We start from the raw sequence: 18,340 nt of genomic DNA on the forward strand, positions 1-18,340 counted from the left end.
GGTGCTCTGCCCAGTAGGGTCGTCGCCGTGATCCTCACCGTCATCGAGCACACCCCCGACTGCCCGGTGGACCGTCTCGGTCCCTGGCTGACCGAGAGCACCGGCCCCGCCGGTCCCCAGGTGACCCTGCGGATCGTGCGCGCGTGGTCCGGCGACGCCGTCCCCGCCGGGGCTCACGAGGTCGGCGACGGCCTGGTCGTCCTGGGTGGGCACGTCAACGCCTACGACGACGAGCTGGCGCCCTGGCTGCCTGCGACCCGTCACCTGCTGGCCGATGTCGTCGCGGCCGGGGTGCCCGCGCTGGGCGTCTGCCTGGGCGCCCAGCTCCTGGCGGTCGCCACCGGCGGTCGGGTCCAGGTCGGCGCTCCTCCCGGACGTGAGGCCGGCGTGATCGACGTGCACCCGCGGCCCGAGGCCGCAGCCGACCCGCTGCTGGGCGGGCTGGCCGCACAGGTCCCCGCGGACCACCCCGCCTCGGGCGGGGTCATGCTCGCCATGCCGTCGATGCACGCCGACGCCGTCGTCGACCTGCCGCGCGGCGCGGTGTGGCTCGCCTCCTCGCGGCTCTACCCCTTCCAGGCCTTCAGGGTCGGGTCGGCCGCGTGGGGTGTGCAGTTCCACCCTGAGGCCTCGCCCGAGACCGTCGAGCGCTGGGCCGACGAGCACGACGACGTCGACACCGCTGCGGTGGTCTCGCAGCTCGTCGCGCGGGACGACGAGGTCGCGTCGGGTGGGCGCGCGCTGGCCCACCGCTTCGTCGAGCTGGTCGCAGACGGTGCGGCCACCGCCGCCCGGTCGGCTCAGCCGGCGACGTCGTCCGAGCCGGTCACGATGTCCTCGGCGTCCAGGATCCGGTAGGCGTACCCCTGCTCGGCCAGGAACCGCTGCCGGTGAGCGGCGAAGTCCTGGTCGACGGTGTCGCGTGCCACCACCGCGTAGAAGTGCGCGGTGCGCCCGTCGGCCTTGGGTCGCATGATCCGGCCCAGCCGCTGGGCCTCCTCCTGGCGTGAGCCGAAGGACCCGCTGACCTGGATCGCGACGGCCGCCTCGGGCAGGTCGATCGAGAAGTTCGCGACCTTGCTCACCACGAGTCGGCTGACCTCGCCGGTGCGGAAGGCCGCGAACAGCCGCTCGCGCTCGCGGACGGTGGTCTCCCCGGTGATCAGCGGGGCGTCGAGGTGGTCGGCGAGCTTCTCGAGCTGGTCGATGTACTGCCCGATCACCAGGATCTGGTCGTCGGCGTGGCGCTCGACGAGCTGCTCGACCACCCGGTTCTTGCCGTGGGCGCTGGCCGCGAGCCGGTACTTGTCCTCGGGCTCGGCGGTCGCGTAGGCGAGCCGGTCGCGCTCGGGCAGGGTCAGCCGCACCTCGACGCAGTCGGCCGGGGCGATGTACCCCTGGGACTCGATGTCCTTCCACGGGGCGTCGAACCGCTTGGGCCCGATCAGCGAGAAGACCTCGTCCTCACGGCCGTCCTCGCGCACCAGCGTGGCGGTCAGCCCGAGCCGACGGCGTGCCTGGAGGTCGGCGGTCATCCGGAAGATCGGTGCGGGCAGCAGGTGCACCTCGTCGTAGATGACCAGGCCCCAGTCACGTGCGTCGAGCAGCTCGAGGTGGGTGTAGACGCCCTTCCGGCGGGTGGTCAGCACCTGGTACGTCGCGATGGTGACGGCCCGGATCTCCTTGCGTGCGCCCGAGTACTCGCCGATCTCGTCCTCGGTGAGGCTGGTGCGCTTGATCAGCTCGTCGCGCCACTGCCGGGCCGAGACGGTGTTGGTCACCAGGATGAGCGTGGTGGTCTGCGAGCGGGCCATCGCCCCGGCGCCGACGAGGGTCTTGCCCGCACCGCACGGGAGCACCACGACCCCCGAGCCGCCGTGCCAGAAGCCCTCGACGGCCTGCTGCTGGTAGGGCCGCAGGGACCAGCCGTCCTCGCGGAGGCTGATCGCGTGGGCCTCGCCGTCGACGTAGCCGGCGAGGTCCTCGACCGGCCAGCCGAGCTTGAGCAGCACCTGCTTGAGGTGACCGCGCTCGCTGGGGTGGACCACGACGTCGTCGTCGTCCAGCCGGGTGCCGAGCAGCCCTGCCGTGCGCTTGGAGCGCAGCACCTCCTCCAGGACCGCGCGGTCCAGGGAGTGCAGCACCAGGCCGTGGGTGGGGTGGTCGACGAGCTGGAGCCGGCCGTAGCGCGACATCGTCTCGGCGACGTCCACCAGCAGGGAGTGCGGCACCGGGTAGCGCGAGTACTCGAGCAGGACAGCCACGACCTGCTCGGCGTCGTGCCCGGCGGCGCGGGCGTTCCACAGCCCGAGCGGGGTGAGCCGGTAGGTGTGCACGTGCTCGGGGGCGCGCTCGAGCTCGGCGAACGGGGCGATCGCGCGCCGGCATGCGGCAGCGGAGTCGTGGTCGATCTCGAGCAGCAGCGTCTTGTCGCTCTGCACGATCAACGGGCCGTCGGTCATCGATCTCCTGTCGTGGGCCCGCGGGTCGCGGGTCGTGCTCGTCAGACGGGGGTCACCCGGGCGATGCGGTGGACGGCCACGGTCAGCTCGGACTCGCGCTCGCTGTCGACGGCGCGCACCCGGCCCGCGTCGACCCGCAGCGGACGGACCCGGCGCCGTTGGCTCGCGCCCTGTGCCCCGACGATCTCGAGCCAGACCTCACGTCCTTCGGCGGCAGCCTCCCGCAGCAGGGCCAACGCCAGCACGGGGTCGGGTGTTCCCGGGTGCGGGGCTGCTGGGGCGGCATCAGGGCTCGCGAGGGGACCGGCGTCGTCGGGGGTCTCGATCGAGGCGGTCTCGCGGCGGTCGGTGTCGAGCAGGTCGGCCGCGAGGCGCTGGAGGCGTCGTTCACGGGCCGCCACGGCAGCGGACCGGTCCGCGGCCGACGACGTCGCGGCGACCGTCGTGGCCTGCGGTCCGGCCGGGCGGCCGCCCCGGGGAAGACGGACCCGGCGAGGGGCCGGCCGGGTCAGCACGACCTGCCCGCCCGGTCCCTCGGCGACGGGGGCCAGTCCCCGCTCACGCAGCGCGGCGAGCAGCACGGCGGGCCCGACCTGCGCGGCGATCACGGTGGGTGCGAGGCGGAGCAGGCCGAGGCCGTGCAGGGTGCGGTCCTCGACCAGGCCGGTCAGCAGGCTCGGGTCGTCGGCCCGCAGGTAGGAGCCGACACCGCCGACACGGACCCGGCCGTGCCGGCGGGCGGCGTCCAGGACCAGGTACTCCAGGGGCTGGGGGACCCCCGAGCGGGCGTGGCGGGACAGGTCGGAGAGCAGCTCCTCGGCGGTGCGCCCGGCGTCGAGCGCACCGCGCACGCTCAGCTCGGTGAACCGGACGGTCAGGCCTGCCCCGCGGGACTCGACCTGGGCCGAGGAGTCGAGCAGCTCTCCGAGGGCGGCTGAGGGCCGACCGGGCACGATGCCGGTCAGGTCCCCCTGGAGCAGCACGTGCTCGACGGCCGGGGGGAGCTGTGCCTCGAGGGCCGCGGCGGCGTCCTGGCCGGCCAGCAGGGCCGCGCCGGCGCTGCTGAGGGCGCCCGGGACGAGGTCCCCGAGGACGCCGAGTGCGGCGGACTCCCGCAGGACGGCCTCGACGGCGTGCTCGGCCGGGGCCGAGCGGGGCGCGCGCCAGCGCAGCACCTCGGTGACCTGCGCGGCGGTCAGCCCGGCCCGGTCCGGGGCCTCGGCGGCGTCGCGCAGCACGGACAGCACGGAGGTGCGCAGACGGGGTGCCCAGGGGCGCCGTGACTCGGGGTCCAGGGCTGGCCGCAGCGAGCCCCGGTCGTCGCGGGTGCCGACCAGCCAGGCGGCCCGCTCGGAGACCAGCCAGGCCTGCGCGAGGTCCGCCCACCGCTCGGCGAGCGGCAGCCGCAGCCACTCGTCGACCTCGGTGGTGGGTGCCAGGACGGGTGGGTCCTCGCCGTCGTCGGCCACCAGTCCCGCGGACCCGGCGAGCTCGACGACCAGCCCGGCGGTGGACTCGGGGATCTCGAGGCGGGCCGCGAGTCGGCGCAGCTCGCGCAGGCCCAGGCCGCCGGAGCGGAGCACGGGGGGCTGCTCGTCGCCCCAGAGGGCGATGAGGGCGGTGACCAGCCGGACGACCTCCTGCGCGGCCTGCGCCGAGCCGGCGTCGACCGTCGCGGGGTCGGCGGGGGTCGCTGCGGGCTGCGGAACGGCGGCCGGGGCGCGGTGGGTGCGTCCGGCGCGCAGGGCCAGGGCGACCTCGCGGGGCAGCACCACGTGCTGGGAGTCGCTGACGGCCAGCAGCCCGTGCCGCAGCAGCCACTCGACCGCGGTGCGCGCTGGTGAGGTCTTGCCGGTGCTGCGCGGGTCGGCCTCAGGAGACCTGCCCACGGGCGGACCCCAGGTCAGAGCGTCCAGGACCTGCCGCACCCCCGGGGGGCCCTGGTCGAGCAGCCCGTCGACGGTGGTGGGGTCGGCGAGCGCCCGGGTGAGGGCGGGGACGTCGACCGGCTGCGGTTCGTCGCTCCCGGCGTCGGGCGTCCCGGCGCCGGTCGGTGCGAGCCCGAGCCCCTCGGCGAGGCGGGCGAGCGCCTGGGGGCTGCGGCGCGCGAGCGTCGTGCTCAGGCGGGGGCCGAGGCCGGCCGGGTACGGCCCCAGCACGTCGTCCAGGCCGGGTGCGGGGTGCAGGTCGTCACCGTCGGTGGCATGCCACAGCAGGGCGTGCTCGACGCAGGTCCGGACCGCGTCGGCGACGCGTCCGTCGACGGCGTCTCCGACAGCGCGGGCGATGTCGTGGGGCGCGATGCCCTCAGGGTGAGCGGCTGTGCCGTCCAGGGCGAGGGCCGCCTCGAGCACCTGGAGGGCCTGGGCGTCGAGGCCGGCCAGCGCGCGGTCGAGGCTGACGCGGTTGGCTGCTCGTGCGGCCAGGGAACGGATCGAGGAGGGCGGTGGGGAGGCGAGGTCGGGGCGCAGCGTGAGCAGCTCGACGAGCCCGGATTCCCCGCGGGCGCGCAGTGACTGCGTGAACGTGGCCATCCGCACAACGATACGGGGACCGGGGCCCGCTCAGAACCGCTGCTCGAGGGTCGACCGGCGGTTGCGTGGAGGGCGGGTGGTGGGCCTCAGGCCGAGGGTGCTCCGGTGAGCCGTTCGAGACCGCCGAGGGTGAAGTCCGCGGCGCGCCGGGCCTCTGCTGCCGGGGCCCGGCCGGCCTCGACCCTGGCGATGCAGTGGTTGACCACGGTCTGCATCAGGGCCAGTGCGTCCTCGGGCTCGGTCACGTGCAGGTCCCGCAGCACCGTGACGAGCGGCGCTGCTGTCTGCCTGTGCCCCGCGAGGAGGGAGGTGCGGACCTCGTCGGGCAGCTGCACACCGGTCAGGGCGGCGGCGAGCCGGTGGTTGCCCGCCGCGGCGCTTCGGGCGACGGCCAGGAAGTAGGCGTGCACCCGTTCGTCGGGGGTCCGAGCGGTTCCGCTCGCCTGCTCGAGGGCCGCACGCCATCGGTCGAACCCCTCGAGGACGAGGGTCGCCAGGACGGCGTCGGCCGAGGGGAAGTAGGCGTAGACCGACGGGCGGGCCAGTCCCGCGCGCGCGGCGACGGCCGCGAGGGTGACTCCTCGGGCGCCGCCCTCGAGGGCGATCTCCTCGGCGGCGCGCAGGATCGCGGCACGCTGCTTGGCCCGGTGCTCGGCGACCGTGGGCTCGGAGATCTTCGGCACGGCTCATCATCGCCCATCACGGGCGCTGTCACGACGGGACGTTGATAACATGTCGACACGGCGTCGGTATCTGACGCGTCCCGCCAGGCTTGGAGACACCCATGGAGCTCGCCCGCAACCTCGCCCTCGTCCTGCACCTGGTGGGGATGGCGAGCATCTTCGGCGCGTTCCTCGTGCAGGCCAAGGCCCCCCGCAAGAAGGTCGACGCCGCGATGGTCCACGGCGCGCTGACCGCCCTGGTGACCGGGCTCGCCCTGGTCGGCCTCGCCGAGGCGCGGGACGCCGACGTCAACCACGTCAAGGTGGGGGTCAAGCTGGTCGTGCTGCTCGTGATCGGCGTGCTCGTGTGGCGCCGGCGCAAGGCGGACGCGATCAGCACCGGCGAGTGGGGTGCCATCGGCGGGCTCACCCTCACCAACATCGTTCTCGCCGTCTTCTGGTGACCGCTCGCCGTCGCCCTCGGGCCACGGGCCCCTGCGAGGGCGACCGCGACCCCGCGGGCGGGTAGCCTGAGCCGCGTAGGTTTCCCGACGAGCACCAGGGGTTGCAGTGCCCACCGGCAAGGTCAAGTGGTTCGACACCGAGCGCGGCTTCGGCTTCATCGCCAGCGACGAGGGCGACGAGGTCTTCCTGCACGCCTCCGCGCTGCCCGAGGGCGTCGTCCCCAAGCCCGGCGCCAAGGTCGACTTCGGCGTCGCCGACGGACGGCGTGGCCCGCAGGCGCTCTCGGTCAAGCTCCTCGACCCCCCGCCCTCGGTCGCCAAGGCCCAGCGCAAGCCGGCCGACGACATGGCCGTCATCATCGAGGACGTCATCAAGCTGCTCGACAACGTGGGCAACAGCATGCGACGGGGCAGGTACCCCGAGAAGGGCGCCGCCACCAAGATCGCCAGCGTGCTGCGCGCCGTCGCCGACGACCTCGAGGTCTGACATGGCCACCGCGACGAAGGACGCCGTCCTGGGCTCTGCCGTCGACCTCGCCCGCGCCGCCGCGCAGGAGGTCGCCGAGCACGACGGGCTCGTGGGCGAGCACCTCGGCGTGGTCGTCGAGGGCGAGCGCCTGGTCTCGCACCGCTTCGCCACGACATCCCCGGGCTATCGGGGTTGGCAGTGGGTCGTCACGCTCGCGCGCGTCCCGCGTGGCCGAACGGCCAGCATCTGCGAGGTCGACCTCCTCCCGGGTGACGGGGCGATCCTCGCCCCGCCGTGGGTGCCGTGGGCCGAGCGGCTCCAGCCAGGAGACGTCGGCCCGGGCGACGTGCTGCCCTACCTGGACGAGGACGAGCGTCTCGAGCAGGGGTACGAGGCCACCGGTGACGTCGACGCCGACCAGATGGCCCTCTTCGAGCTCGGTCTGGGACGCGAGCGCGTGCTCTCACGTGAGGGTCGTTCGCAGGCAGCCCAGCGGTGGTACGCCGGGACCCACGGCCCGACCGCACCCGTCGCGGTCGCCGCGAGCGCGCCCTGCTCGACCTGCGCCTTCCTGGTCCTCATGGCCGGCTCCCTGCGCACCGAGTTCGGCGTCTGCGCCAACGAGTGGTCCCCCGACGACGGCACGGTCGTGAGCATGGACCACGGCTGCGGCGCGCACTCCCAGACTGACGTCGCCACCCTGCCGAGCGAGTGGCCCGACCCGGCGCCGTTCCTCGACGAGGGTGACGTCGAGCTGGTCACGCTCACCGACGAGGCCGAGACCGCTGAGTCGGGGACCGCGGACGAGACCCCGGCGTCCGACGTGGCACCCGCGTCCGACGAGACCGACGCCGACGAGGCACCCGCGTCCGACGAGACCGACGCCGACGAGGCACCCGTGTCCGACGAGGCACCCACGTCCGACGAGGCACCCGCTGCCGACGAGACGGTTCCTGGCGAGGAGTGACCGCAGACCCGTTCGGGACCGTCGCGCTGCGTCGAGCGGTCCTGGACCTGTGGGAGTCCCAGCCCGACAGGTTCCGGGAGGACGCCAACAGCGAGGAGGACCACTCCCGCGGCTACTACCGTGATCGCGTCGTGGTCGAGCTCGCCCAGAACGCCGCGGACGCCGCGACCCGGGCCGGCGTGGTCGGCCGGCTCCGGCTGACCCTGGCCACCGGCCCGGACGGCTCCGGGACGCTGCGGGCCACGAACACCGGGTCGCCGCTGGACGCCGAGGGCCTGGCCTCGATGGCCTCCCTGCGTGCCTCGGCCAAGCGGTCGCAGGCGGGCGGTACCCCGGTCGGTCGGTTCGGGGTCGGGTTCGCCGCTGTCCGTTCGGTCGCCGACGAGATCACGGTCGCCTCGTCGACCGGGACGGTGCACTTCTCGCTCGCCCGGACCGCGTCTCTGCTCGAGGCGGCAGGCCCGGCTCTGGCCACCGAGGTGGTCCGACGGCACGGGTCGTTGCCCGCGCTACGGCTGCCGTTCGCCGGGCCGGGGGACCATACGCCCGGGGGGGCGGATGCCGTGACTCCCGCCGCAGGGGTGACCACGGTGACCCTGCACCTGCGTGACAGCGTGGCGGTCGAGTCGGTCCGGACCCAGCTGCGCGCGGTGGGCGACCCGCTGCTGCTGGCCCTGCCCTGGCTGGGTGAGGTCGAGGTGGGTCTGGGCGGGGACGTCCGGGTGGTGCGGGACGTGGCCGCACGATGGGTCGTGGCGAGCCGGTCGGGCACCCTGGACGAGAGGTTGCTCCTCGACCGACCGGTCGAGGAACGTCAGCGGTCGGGCTGGCAGGTCACCTGGGCGGTGCCCCGCGGTGGTGAAGCGCGTGACCGGATCGGCCCGGTCGTCCACGCCCCGACCCCGACCGACGAGCCCATGACCCTCCCTGCGCTGCTGGTCGCGACGTTCCCGCTGGACCCCTCGCGCCGGCACGTGGCGTCGGGGGCCGTGACCCAGGCGCTGGTCGAGCGGGCAGGGCAGGTCTGGGCCGACCTGCTGACCGCCTGCCGTGACGACGGAGACCGGGACTCGCCCCGTGGTTCACCGTCCCCCGCGCCCCACCCGCTGGACCTCATCCCCTCCGGTCTGCCCGCCGGGGCCCTCGACGCTGCGCTGCGCGAGTCGGTGCTGGCCGCCTCCCGTGAGGTGCCGCTGCTCGCCCCCGCTGACGGTGGTCCGGCCCGGCGAGCCGGGGACGCCGCAGTCCTGGCCGGGCCTGCGGGCGACCGGACCGCGGCCGTGGCGCTGCTGGGCGCCTGGATGCCGGACCTGGTGACCGTCGCACCCTGGCACCGCACCGCCGCGCGGTTGCTGGGGGTCGTGGAGGTCGAGCTCGCCGACGTGGTGGACGCTCTCCCCGAGCTCGACCCCACCCGGCTGCGCGACCTGTACGACGCCTTCGACGACGCCGACCCGGCGACCCTCGAGCAGCTCGCGACCCTGCCCGTCCCGCTGGCCGACGGGCGGAAGGTGCGTGGCTGCCGGGGTCTGGTGCTCCTGGACGGCGCCCTGGACCCCGAGGTGCTGCGGACGGTCGGTGGGTGGGGGGTCCGGGCGGTCCACCCCGCCGCCGCGCACCCGCTGCTCGAGCGGCTCGGCGCGGAGCGGGCCGATGCTGCGGGACTGCTCCGTCACCCCGTGGTGCGGTCGCGGGTGCTCTCCCAGGACGAGGCCGACGACGACGAGGCGCTGCGGGTGACCGACGTCGTGCTCGGCCTGGTCGAGGCCCTGCAGCGGAGCGGCGCCGGGCCCGAGCCCGAGCCCTGGTGGGGTGAGGTGCTGCTGCCCGCGCAGGACGGCGAGCTGGTGCCCGCCCGCGGACTGGTGCTGCCCGGGTCGCCCGCCTCGCGCTGGTTCGACCCCGAGGTGCTGCCCCCGGTGGCTGCGTCGGTCCTCGAACGGTGGGGTGGGGTCCTCGAGGTCCTCGGCGTGCGTGCGGGTCTGACGGTCGTGCGGGTCGGCGCGGACGAGCTCGTCAGCGACGTGCTCGACGGCTGGGAGGACTACCTCGAGGACCACGGGCTGGATCCCGAGGGCCTCGACCAGCAGGGTCGCGAGGCCGACGACCTGGCGGACCTGGACCTGGCGGCGGTGGCCGACCTCGACGCGGTGCTCGACGACGCGTGGCCCGAGGTGCTGGCCGGCCTCGCGCAGGGCGAGGCACGCCGGGCCCTGGTGACTCCGGTGCCCACCGGGGGTGGGGGCAGCGTGCCCTCCTACACCGCGTGGTGGCTGCGCCGGGTCGGCGGGCTCGGGCTGGATCGTCCGTTCGCGGTGGACCAGGGTCACCGGCCCGGTGCGGAGCTGGCGGGTCTTCTCGGGCCGACGCCCCGGGTGCTCGCGGGTCTGGACGTCGAGGTGCAACGTGCCCTGGGTGGCGTCGGCGACGTGACCGGTCTGGGCAGCGAGGAGTGGGCCGACCTGCTCACCGCGCTTCCCGCGGCCGGTGAGCCGGTCGACCTCGCGGTCGCGGTGCTGGTCTGGCAGGGGCTGACGGGGCTGGTCGTCGTCGGGGACGTGGGTCGGGTGATCGAGGCCGAGCTGCTGCCTGCGCTGGACGCGGACGGCCGGGTGCGGATGCTGCCGGTCGACGACGTCGCGGTGGCGCCCTCGCCGATGTGGGCGCAGCACCGCGGCGCGTCCCCGCTGCTGGTGGTCGCGGGGTCGGTCGCCGAGCAGGTGGCGCTGGCACTGGACCTGCCCCTGGCGGACGAGCGAGCGGACGGTGCGGTGACCTCAGGTGGCCAGGTGGTCGCCACGCCGCCGGTCGTCCGCTCGGTGTTCCCGGGTGCGCCGGCGACCTGGGTCGAGCACGAGGACCTGCTCGTCGACGGCGACCGGGTCGACTGGTGGGTCGTCACCGCGCAGGACGGGCCTGCCGGGTCCGACGCCGTGGTGCACGCCGCGACGACCGCCGGGCTCGCCCACGGGCTGGCCCAGGTCGTGGGGTGGGAGCACCGGGGGAGCGTCCTGACCCTGCTCGCGGACGCCGACGCGCGCCACGACGTGCTGATCGCCCTCGCGGCCGACGTGCCGCGGGCATGAGGGCGGCGGTGCACGGGACGGGGGTACCCCGGTGACGGGGGAGCCCTGCTCGGTGCGCTCGGCGCTGCGGGCCGTCTACCTCCCCGCCCTGGTCTTCGAGGTCGGCATCGGCGCGGTCCTGCCGGTGATCGCCCTGAGCGCCACCGCGCTGGGGGCGTCCCTGCCGCTCGCGGGGTTCGTGGTCGCACTCCTGGCCGTGGGTCAGATCGTCGGCGACGTCCCGGCGGGGGCCCTGGCGGCCCGCATCGGTGACCGCCGGGCGATGCTCGTCGCCGCGGGCCTGTCCGTGGTGGCGCTCAGCGGTGCGGCCCTGGCCCGGGACGTCGTCGTGCTCGGGGTGTGCGTGCTGGGGGTGGGGGCCACCAACGCGGTCTTCACCCTGGCCCGGCACTCCTACCTGACCGAGGTGACCCCGGTGCTCCGCCGGGCGCGGGCCCTGTCGACGCTGGCTGGGGTCCAGCGCATCGGCACCTTCATCGGCCCGTTCGTCGGCGCCGGGGTGATCCACCTGAGCGACGTGCGCTCGGCCTACTGGCTCGCGGTGCTCACCTCGGTGTCTGCGGCCGTGGTGATCCTGCTCGTGCCCGACGTCGTCCAGCACACCCGGGCGCTGGTGCGGGTCCCGTTGCGTCGGGTGCTGCGCGACCACCGGCAGGTGTTCGTCACCCTGGGGCTCGCGGTGATGATGGTCGGCGCGGTCCGGGGCAGCCGGCAGACCGTCCTGCCGCTGTGGTCGGAGCACCTGGGGCTCTCCCCGGCGACCACCAGCATCGTCTTCGGCATCTCCGGCGGGGTGGACATGCTGCTCTTCTACCCGGCCGGCAAGGTGATGGACCGGTACGGCCGGCTGTGGATCGGGATCCCGTCGATGCTCGCCCTGGGGGTCGGCTTCGCACTGCTGCCGCTCACCACGTCCCTGGGCTCGCTGACCGCGGTGGCGGTGCTCATCGGGCTGGGGAACGGGATGGGCTCGGGGGTCCTGATGACCCTGGGGGCCGACGTCGCCCCGCCCGGCAGCCGGGCGCAGTTCCTGGGGATCTGGCGCCTGCTGCAGGACGCCGGGGGAGCGGGGGGTCCGCTCCTGGTGGCTGCGGGCGCCGCGCTGGGATCGTTGGCCACCGGGATCGCGGCGATGGCGGTGGTCAGCGCGGGCAGCGCCGCCGGGCTGGCACGGTGGGGCCCGCGCTGGTCGGTGCACGCGAACCGCACGACGCGTCGTCGGGCCCGCGAGGCCGGGCTGCTCGACTAGGCGGAAGGGCCGGAGCGGCCTCTAGGCGGATGGGCCGGAGCGGCCTCGGCGCCGACGACGGTGCTCCCAGCCCAGGGCGACGAAGCCCAGCAACAGGCCGGCGAGGCTGATCGCCGCACCGCGCCCGTCGGTGGCACCGGTGAGCGCCAGGACGCCGGTCACGATCAGGGACACGGTCCAGGCACCCACTCCGACCCCGAAGACCCGTCGGAGGTCGACCTCGACGGGGTCGAGCGCGCTGGGGGCCAGCAGGCTCGTGCGTGGAGGACGGTCGGGGGTCACACCGTCGAGCCTATCGAGCGTGCGGCGGGCCGCAGCGGAGGCGCCGTCCCGATGTGATTCCCGTCACAGCGTGGCAGCGTTTCCGCAGGAGCGAGCGGCCAGGTCGCCCGGAGCGCAGGCCGGACGTCGGACGGCGACTCCTGGCCGTCACACTCCTCTGCCACGCTGTGCGCCATGTCGCAACCCTCCACCACTGCTGAGTCGACGCAGGCCACCCGGCCCGTGGGCGCCGTCGACCGCTACTTCAAGATCACCGAGCGTGGCTCGACCGTCGGCACCGAGATCCGTGGCGGCCTGGTCACGTTCTTCACGATGAGCTACATCATCGTCCTCAACCCGCTCATCATCGGCACCGTCCAGGACGGCACCGGCAGCTTCCTGGGCGGGGGGGACGCCCCGAACATCGGGATGATCGCGGCGACCACGGCCCTGGTCGCCGGTGTCCTGTCGATCCTCATGGGCGTCATCGCGAAGTTCCCGCTCGCCCTGGCGGCCGGTCTCGGCCTCAACGCCGTGGTCGCGTACTCGATCGCGACGCTTCCCGGGGTCACCTGGGCCGACGCGATGGGCCTGGTGGTGCTCGAGGGGCTCATCATCCTGGTGCTCGTCCTGACCGGGTTCCGGGAGGCCGTCTTCAAGGCCGTGCCGATCGAGCTCAAGACCGCGATCAGCGTCGGCATCGGACTGTTCATCGCCTTCATCGGCGTGGTGGACGCGGGCTTCGTGCGGATCCCGTTCAGCCAGGCCACCCCGGTCGAGCTCGGCATCGACGGCTCGCTGTCCGGCTGGCCCATCCTGGTCTTCGTGGTCGGGCTGCTCGTGGCCATCGTCCTGATGACCCGCAAGGTCAAGGGTGCGATCCTCATCGCGATCGTGACCGGCACCGTGCTGGCGGTCATCATCGAGGCCGTGGCCAAGGTCGGCACGCAGACCAACGAGCTGGGCGAGTACGTCAACCCGACGGGCTGGAAGCTGAACTCCCCGGCCATCCCGGACAGCCTGGTGGCCACCCCGGACTTCGGTCTGCTGGGTCAGTTCTCGTTGCTGGGCTCGATCGACAAGATCGGGCTCGTCGCGATGTTCCTGCTGGTCTTCTCGATCCTGCTCGCGGACTTCTTCGACACGATGGGCACGATGGTCGCCGTCGGCGGCGAGGCCGGGCTGCTCGACAAGGAGGGCAACCCGCCCAGCACCAAGCAGATCCTGGTCGTCGACTCGATCGGCGCGGTGGCCGGTGGTGCGGCGAGCGTGTCGTCCAACACGAGCTACATCGAGTCCGCGGCGGGCGTCGGTGACGGCGCGCGCACCGGACTGGCCTCGGTCGTGACGGGTGTCGGCTTCCTGCTGGCGACCTTCCTGGCCCCGGTCGTGGACATGGTGCCCTTCGAGGCGGCGACGCCGGCCCTCGTGGTCGTCGGCTTCCTCATGGTCATGCAGGTCTCGGGCATCGACTGGAAGAACTACGAGGTCGCGATCCCTGCCTTCCTGACCATGGTGCTCATGCCGTTCACCTTCTCGATCACCGCGGGCATCGGTGCGGGCTTCGTGACCTACGTCGTGCTGCAGGTCGCGGTGGGCAAGGCCCGCCGCGTCCACCCGCTGATGTGGCTCGCGGCCGTCCTGTTCGTGGCGTACTTCGCCCTCGACCCGATCCGCGCGCTGCTCGGCGTCTGACCCGACACGTCGTCCCGGCCCTCGTCCCCTTCCGGGGGCGGGGGCCGGTGTCGTGCCCGGAGGGGGACGATGTGCGCGAGGTCACCGTCCGGAGCGTGGTCACGCATTTTCGTTACCGAGGGTAATGACCTAAGATCAGGACATGCCCACCCCCTCCTCGGCGCAGCTGCGCCCCGGCACGCTCGCGAGCGACCTGCGCATCGCGCTGATGCACGCCGTCCGGCGGATCCGGCTCGAGCGCAGCAGCGAGACCATCAGCAACGGCCAGTACGCCGTGCTGGCCGCCCTGTCGACCCTGGGCCCGATGACGCCGGGGGCGCTCGCCGAGCACGAGCACGTCCAGCCGCCGCCGATGACGCGGATCGTGCGGTCCCTCGAGGAGGCCGGGCTGGCCGTCCGTCAGGCGCACCCCACCGACGGTCGCCAGGTGCTGGTCTCGATCACCGAGGCGGGCGAGGCCGAGGTGCGCGAGACCCGCCGACGGCGCACCGAGTGGCTCCAGGAACGGCTCGCAGGGCTCGAGCCCGCCGAGCGCGAGACCCTGGCGCGGGCGGTCGTCCTGCTGCGGAGGATCTCCCAGCCGTGAGCCCCACGTTCGCCTCCCTCAAGTACTTCAACTACCGCCTGTGGTTCGGCGGGGCCCTCGTGGCCAACGTCGGGACCTGGATGCAGCGGGTCGCCCAGGACTGGCTGGTCCTGACCGAGCTCACCGACGACTCGGGCGTCGCGGTCGGGATCACCACCGCGCTGCAGTTCGCCCCGGTGCTGCTGCTCTCGGCCTGGGCCGGGCTGCTCGCCGACCGGGTCGACCGTCGCAAGCTGCTGATCGCCACGCAGGCCGCGCAGGGCGTCCTGGCCGTCGGGCTCGCCGCGCTGGTCTTCTCGGGCCACGCCCAGCTGTGGCACGTGTACGTCTTCGCGGGGCTGCTGGGGTGCGTGACGGCCATCGACGGCCCCGCACGGCAGACCTTCGTCGCGGACATGGTCCCCGCCGAGCGGCTGTCCAACGCGGTCGGGCTCAACAGCGCCTCGTTCAACGCCGCGCGGCTGGTCGGCCCCGGCGTGGCGGGTCTTCTCATCGCCCTGGTGGGCACCGGCTGGGTCTTCGCGATCAACGGTGTGTCCTTCTTCGCGACCATCCTCGCCCTGACCCAGATGCGCACCCGTGAGCTCCAGCCGCGCACCCGCTCCCGACGCGGCAAGGGGCAGATCCGCGAGGGCATCCGCTACGTGCGGGGCCGCAGCGACATCGTGGTGGTGATGGTCGTGATCAGCGTGATCAGCACCTTCGGTCTGAACTTCCAGCTCACCTCGGCGGTGATGGCGCGCACCGAGTTCGGCATGGGGCCGGGGGAGTACGGGGTCCTCGGGTCGATCCTGGCGATCGGGTCGCTCGCCGGTGCGCTGCTGGCCGCGCGCCGCGAGCGGCCACGGGTGCGGCTGGTGATCGGCTCGGCCTTCGCGTTCGGCATCTCGACGGGGGCGATGGCCCTGATGCCCTCCTACCTGACCTTCGCCCTGGCCTGCATCCCGGTCGGCTTCTCCTCGCTGACGATGCTGACGGCCGCCAACGCCACGATCCAGACCTCGACCGCTCCGGCGATGCGTGGACGGGTCATGTCCCTTTACATGGTGGTGTTCCTGGGAGCCACCCCGGTGGGCTCACCCATCGTGGGGTGGATCGCCGAGACCTACGGAGCCCGGTGGGCCATCGGCATCGGCTCGATCAGCGCCCTGCTGGTCGCGTCGGGGGCGGCGATGTGGGCCGTGCGGCACTGGCACCTGCGGGTGCGGTACCGGCTCCTCAGCAGGCCGCACCTCGAGGTGCGGTACCTCGACCACGAGGCGGACGCGCAGGGTCAGCGCGAGGACGCCGCCCGGGCCCTGGCCGCACAGCAGGCGACCGACCGGGCGACCGCAGCCTGACGTCTCCCGCCGGCCGGGTCGGGCCCGTCCGCCCGGTCAGTGGCCCGAGGGCCGTTCCGCGACCGTGGGACGCGCGAGCGGGGCGGGCTCGCCGTCGTGGCCGGGCTCCCGGTCGGTCGAGCGGTGCACCGAGCGCAGCCCGAGCGCGACGCAGGCACCACCGATGGCGATGAGCACCGGCACCAGCAGGAAGGCCGTGTGGGCCCCGAACTGGTCGGCCAGCGCGCCCAGCGCGAAGGGCGCGATGGCGACCGCGCCACCGACGCCGAGCGAGGCCCTGGCCTGCGCCTGGTCGGGTCGTCCGTCGGAGGCGCGCATCGTCAGGGCCACGCTCAGCGGGTAGTGCGCGCCGTAGCCCAGCCCGGCCAGGACGAGCCCGACGACGGCGACCCACGGCACGGTCGCGAGCCAGAACACGGCCCATCCGGCCCCCGCCACGACGAACGCGACGATGAGCAGCTTCTCGGGGGCCTTGCGCATCGACAGCGGGCCGACGACGAAGCGGGACACGCACATCCCGGCCACCAGGGCCGAGATCGCGGCGGTGCCGACCGACGGCGAGGCGCCCGTGCGGGTGATGAGCAGGTCCGAGGCCCAGAACGTCGTCGCGTTCTCGATCGCGACGCCGCACAGCAGCCCGCCCCAGAACAGCCAGAAGGTCCCGCTGAACGCCGACGAGCGTCGCGAGCCCCCGGCGACCTCACCCTCGACCGCCGAGACCCGGCGGGCGGCCACCCCGCGTCCCAGGGCGCCGGTCGAGGTCAGCCGGCTGAGCAGCGCGCCGGTGACCAGGGCCAGCAGGATCACCAGCGCCACGGCCGGTCGCCAGCCCCAGCCCAGGCCGACCGAGGCGCCCAGGGCCAGCGGGGCCAGCAGCCCGAAGGCGGCCCCCACACCGTTGGCCTCGGTGACGACCGCCGTTCCGGCGGCCCCGCCGTGCACGGAGAGTGCCGGCTGCGCGGCCGAGATCATCAGGCTGCCGCCCAGGGCGATGACGAAGCACGCGGGCAGGGTGATGGCCAGCACGTAGCCGGTCATCAGCAGGCTCACCCCGAGCACGACGAGCGTGATGCCGATCAGGGCGGTGTTGCGCCGCCCGAAGCGCAGCGCGAGGCGTGAGCTGATCAGACCGGTGGCCACCGTCCCCAGTGCCATGGCCGTGCCGTGCAGGCCCGCTGCGGCGCGGCTGATGCCCTGCTCCAGGGCGATCAGCGGAACGGCGGGCGAGAAGCCGTACAGGAACCAGCCCCAGGTGATGAAGGTCGCGTAGAGGGTCAGCGTGATCCGGTCGCGCGGGAGGCGGCCCGGGGCGCTGGTCATCGAAGCCGCTCGACGACGTGGTCGAGGCACGCCGTCAGGGCCTGGACGTCGGCGGGCTCGACCGCCGGGAACATCGCCACGCGCACCTGGTTGCGGCCCAGCTTGCGGTACGGCTCGATGTCGACCACCCCGTGACGGCGAAGCACCCGGCACACCTCGGCTGCGTCGATCGTGGCGTCGAGGTCCACGGTCCCCACCACGGCGCTGCGGGCCGAGGGGTCGGTCACGAACGGGGTGGCCCACTCGCGCTCCTCGGCCCAGCGGTACAGGTGGGCCGAGGACTCGGCGGTCCGGCGGGTGGCCCAGGCGAGACCTCCGCGGGCGAGCATCCAGTCGACCTGCTCGGCGAGCAGCACGAGGGTCGCGATCGCCGGGGTGTTGAGCGTCTGGTCCTGACGGGAGTTCGCCAGGGCCGTGGTGAACGACAGGAACTCGGGGATCCACCGGCCCTGCGCGGCGATCCGCTCAGCACGCTCGACCGCGGCGGGTGAGGCCAGCGCGAGCCAGAGACCGCCGTCCGAGGCGAAGGACTTCTGCGGGGCGAAGTAGTAGACGTCGGCCTGCGTCACGTCCACGGGCAGGCCGCCTGCGGCCGACGTCGCGTCGACCATGACGACGGCACCGTCGGCCGCCGAGCCCTCGGGGCGCAGCACCGGGGCGGCCACACCGGTGCTGGTCTCGTTCTGCGGCCAGCAGTAGGTGTCGATCCCGTCCTGGTGGACCGGCCTGATCAGGCTCCCGGGCTCGGCGGTGCGCACGGTCGGCTCGGCGAGGAACGGGGTCCGCCGGACGGCCTGGGCCAGCTTGGCGCCGAACTCCCCGTAGGCGCACAGCTGGGCCCGGTCCTGGACCAGGCTGAACGTCGCGAGGTCCCAGAAGGCCGTCGAGCCGCCGTTGCCCAGCACCACCTCGTAGCCCTCGGGGGCGTCGAACAGCTCGGCCAGGCCGGAGCGGACACGGCCCACCAGCGCGCGGACGGGCTGCTGGCGGTGCGAGGTCCCGAGCAGCGTGCGTCCCGCGGCTGCCAGTGTCGCGACCTGCGCCTCGCGCACCTTGGAGGGGCCCGAGCCGAACCGTCCGTCGGCGGGGAGCAGGTCGGCGGGGATGGCGATCTCGGTCACGCCGTCCAGCGTAGGCCTCCGGCCGCCTTCGCCGGACGGGTGGGGAGGCAGTGAGACGGGGGGCCGGCGCGTGGACGGGTGGCACCTTCCAGGTCACGGCGCCGTAACCTGGGGGCAGACGGCC

General features: G+C 74.1%; 15 protein-coding genes. 9 read left to right on the forward strand and 6 right to left on the reverse strand.

Going from position 1 to position 18,340, the window contains the following annotated elements:
• Positions 1-27 precede the first annotated feature (27 nt).
• Positions 28-858, forward strand: a complete 831-nt coding sequence (locus M1R94_RS10965; RefSeq protein WP_249381726.1) for a type 1 glutamine amidotransferase — start codon at positions 28-30, stop codon at positions 856-858.
• On the opposite strand, the gene M1R94_RS10970 is transcribed toward M1R94_RS10965, so the two are convergent.
• The 3 genes from M1R94_RS10970 to M1R94_RS10980 all read right to left on the reverse strand — a co-directional run bounded on the left by M1R94_RS10970 (position 801) and on the right by M1R94_RS10980 (position 5,679).
• Positions 801-2,462 carry a DNA repair helicase XPB gene (locus M1R94_RS10970; protein ID WP_249381727.1) on the reverse strand — a complete coding sequence of 554 codons (1,662 nt, stop codon included), beginning with the start codon at positions 2,460-2,462 and terminating at the stop codon, positions 801-803. The two genes, M1R94_RS10965 and M1R94_RS10970, sit on opposite strands and share 58 nt — an antisense overlap.
• 41 nt (positions 2,463-2,503) lie before the next feature.
• Positions 2,504-4,996, reverse strand: a complete 2,493-nt coding sequence (locus M1R94_RS10975; RefSeq protein ID WP_249381728.1) for a helicase-associated domain-containing protein — start codon at positions 4,994-4,996, stop codon at positions 2,504-2,506.
• Positions 4,997-5,082: 86 nt separating this feature from the next.
• A complete protein-coding gene (locus M1R94_RS10980; protein ID WP_249381729.1) occupies positions 5,083-5,679 on the reverse strand; it encodes a TetR/AcrR family transcriptional regulator in 597 nt (198 codons plus the stop codon).
• Positions 5,680-5,780: 101 nt separating this feature from the next.
• Between M1R94_RS10980 and M1R94_RS10985 the strand changes: the two genes are divergently transcribed.
• The 5 genes from M1R94_RS10985 to M1R94_RS11005 all read left to right on the forward strand — a co-directional run bounded on the left by M1R94_RS10985 (position 5,781) and on the right by M1R94_RS11005 (position 11,893).
• On the forward strand, positions 5,781-6,122 hold the full coding sequence (locus tag M1R94_RS10985) for a hypothetical protein (protein WP_249381730.1): 342 nt from the start codon (positions 5,781-5,783) through the stop codon (positions 6,120-6,122).
• Between the two features lie 106 nt (positions 6,123-6,228).
• Positions 6,229-6,609 (forward strand): cold-shock protein, encoded by a 381-nt coding sequence (locus M1R94_RS10990; RefSeq protein ID WP_249381731.1) that lies wholly within the window; start codon positions 6,229-6,231, stop codon positions 6,607-6,609.
• A 1-nt stretch (position 6,610) separates the two neighbouring features.
• Positions 6,611-7,558, forward strand: coding sequence for a DUF3027 domain-containing protein (locus M1R94_RS10995; protein ID WP_249381732.1), 948 nt, complete (start codon positions 6,611-6,613; stop codon positions 7,556-7,558).
• Positions 7,555-10,644 carry a sacsin N-terminal ATP-binding-like domain-containing protein gene (locus tag M1R94_RS11000; RefSeq protein WP_249381733.1) on the forward strand — a complete coding sequence of 1,030 codons (3,090 nt, stop codon included), beginning with the start codon at positions 7,555-7,557 and terminating at the stop codon, positions 10,642-10,644. The genes M1R94_RS10995 and M1R94_RS11000 overlap by 4 nt, the downstream gene beginning before the upstream one ends.
• Positions 10,645-10,675: 31 nt before the next feature.
• The gene (locus tag M1R94_RS11005) at positions 10,676-11,893 is read left to right on the forward strand and encodes an MFS transporter (RefSeq protein ID WP_249381734.1); all 1,218 of its coding nucleotides are present in this window, start codon (positions 10,676-10,678) and stop codon (positions 11,891-11,893) included.
• Positions 11,894-11,914: 21 nt separating this feature from the next.
• On the opposite strand, the gene M1R94_RS11010 is transcribed toward M1R94_RS11005, so the two are convergent.
• Positions 11,915-12,175 carry a DUF2530 domain-containing protein gene (locus M1R94_RS11010; protein ID WP_249381735.1) on the reverse strand — a complete coding sequence of 87 codons (261 nt, stop codon included), beginning with the start codon at positions 12,173-12,175 and terminating at the stop codon, positions 11,915-11,917.
• Positions 12,176-12,349: 174 nt separating this feature from the next.
• Here M1R94_RS11010 and M1R94_RS11015 point away from each other — a divergent pair, with 174 nt between their 5' ends.
• The 3 genes from M1R94_RS11015 to M1R94_RS11025 all read left to right on the forward strand — a co-directional run bounded on the left by M1R94_RS11015 (position 12,350) and on the right by M1R94_RS11025 (position 15,775).
• Positions 12,350-13,849 carry an NCS2 family permease gene (locus M1R94_RS11015; RefSeq protein WP_249381736.1) on the forward strand — a complete coding sequence of 500 codons (1,500 nt, stop codon included), beginning with the start codon at positions 12,350-12,352 and terminating at the stop codon, positions 13,847-13,849.
• A 142-nt stretch (positions 13,850-13,991) separates the two neighbouring features.
• Positions 13,992-14,435 (forward strand): MarR family winged helix-turn-helix transcriptional regulator, encoded by a 444-nt coding sequence (locus M1R94_RS11020; protein ID WP_249381737.1) that lies wholly within the window; start codon positions 13,992-13,994, stop codon positions 14,433-14,435.
• A complete protein-coding gene (locus M1R94_RS11025; RefSeq protein ID WP_249381738.1) occupies positions 14,432-15,775 on the forward strand; it encodes an MFS transporter in 1,344 nt (447 codons plus the stop codon). The genes M1R94_RS11020 and M1R94_RS11025 overlap by 4 nt, the downstream gene beginning before the upstream one ends.
• 36 nt (positions 15,776-15,811) lie before the next feature.
• Here M1R94_RS11025 and M1R94_RS11030 read toward each other — a convergent pair whose 3' ends face one another.
• Positions 15,812-17,095 (reverse strand): MFS transporter, encoded by a 1,284-nt coding sequence (locus tag M1R94_RS11030; RefSeq protein ID WP_249381739.1) that lies wholly within the window; start codon positions 17,093-17,095, stop codon positions 15,812-15,814.
• Positions 17,092-18,207 (reverse strand): phosphoserine transaminase, encoded by a 1,116-nt coding sequence (gene serC, locus M1R94_RS11035; RefSeq protein WP_374109461.1) that lies wholly within the window; start codon positions 18,205-18,207, stop codon positions 17,092-17,094. The genes M1R94_RS11030 and serC overlap by 4 nt, the downstream gene beginning before the upstream one ends.
• Positions 18,208-18,340: the final 133 nt, after the last annotated feature.

The organism is Actinotalea alkalitolerans (assembly GCF_023369855.1).
Taxonomy (GTDB): Bacteria; Actinomycetota; Actinomycetes; order Actinomycetales; family Cellulomonadaceae; genus Actinotalea.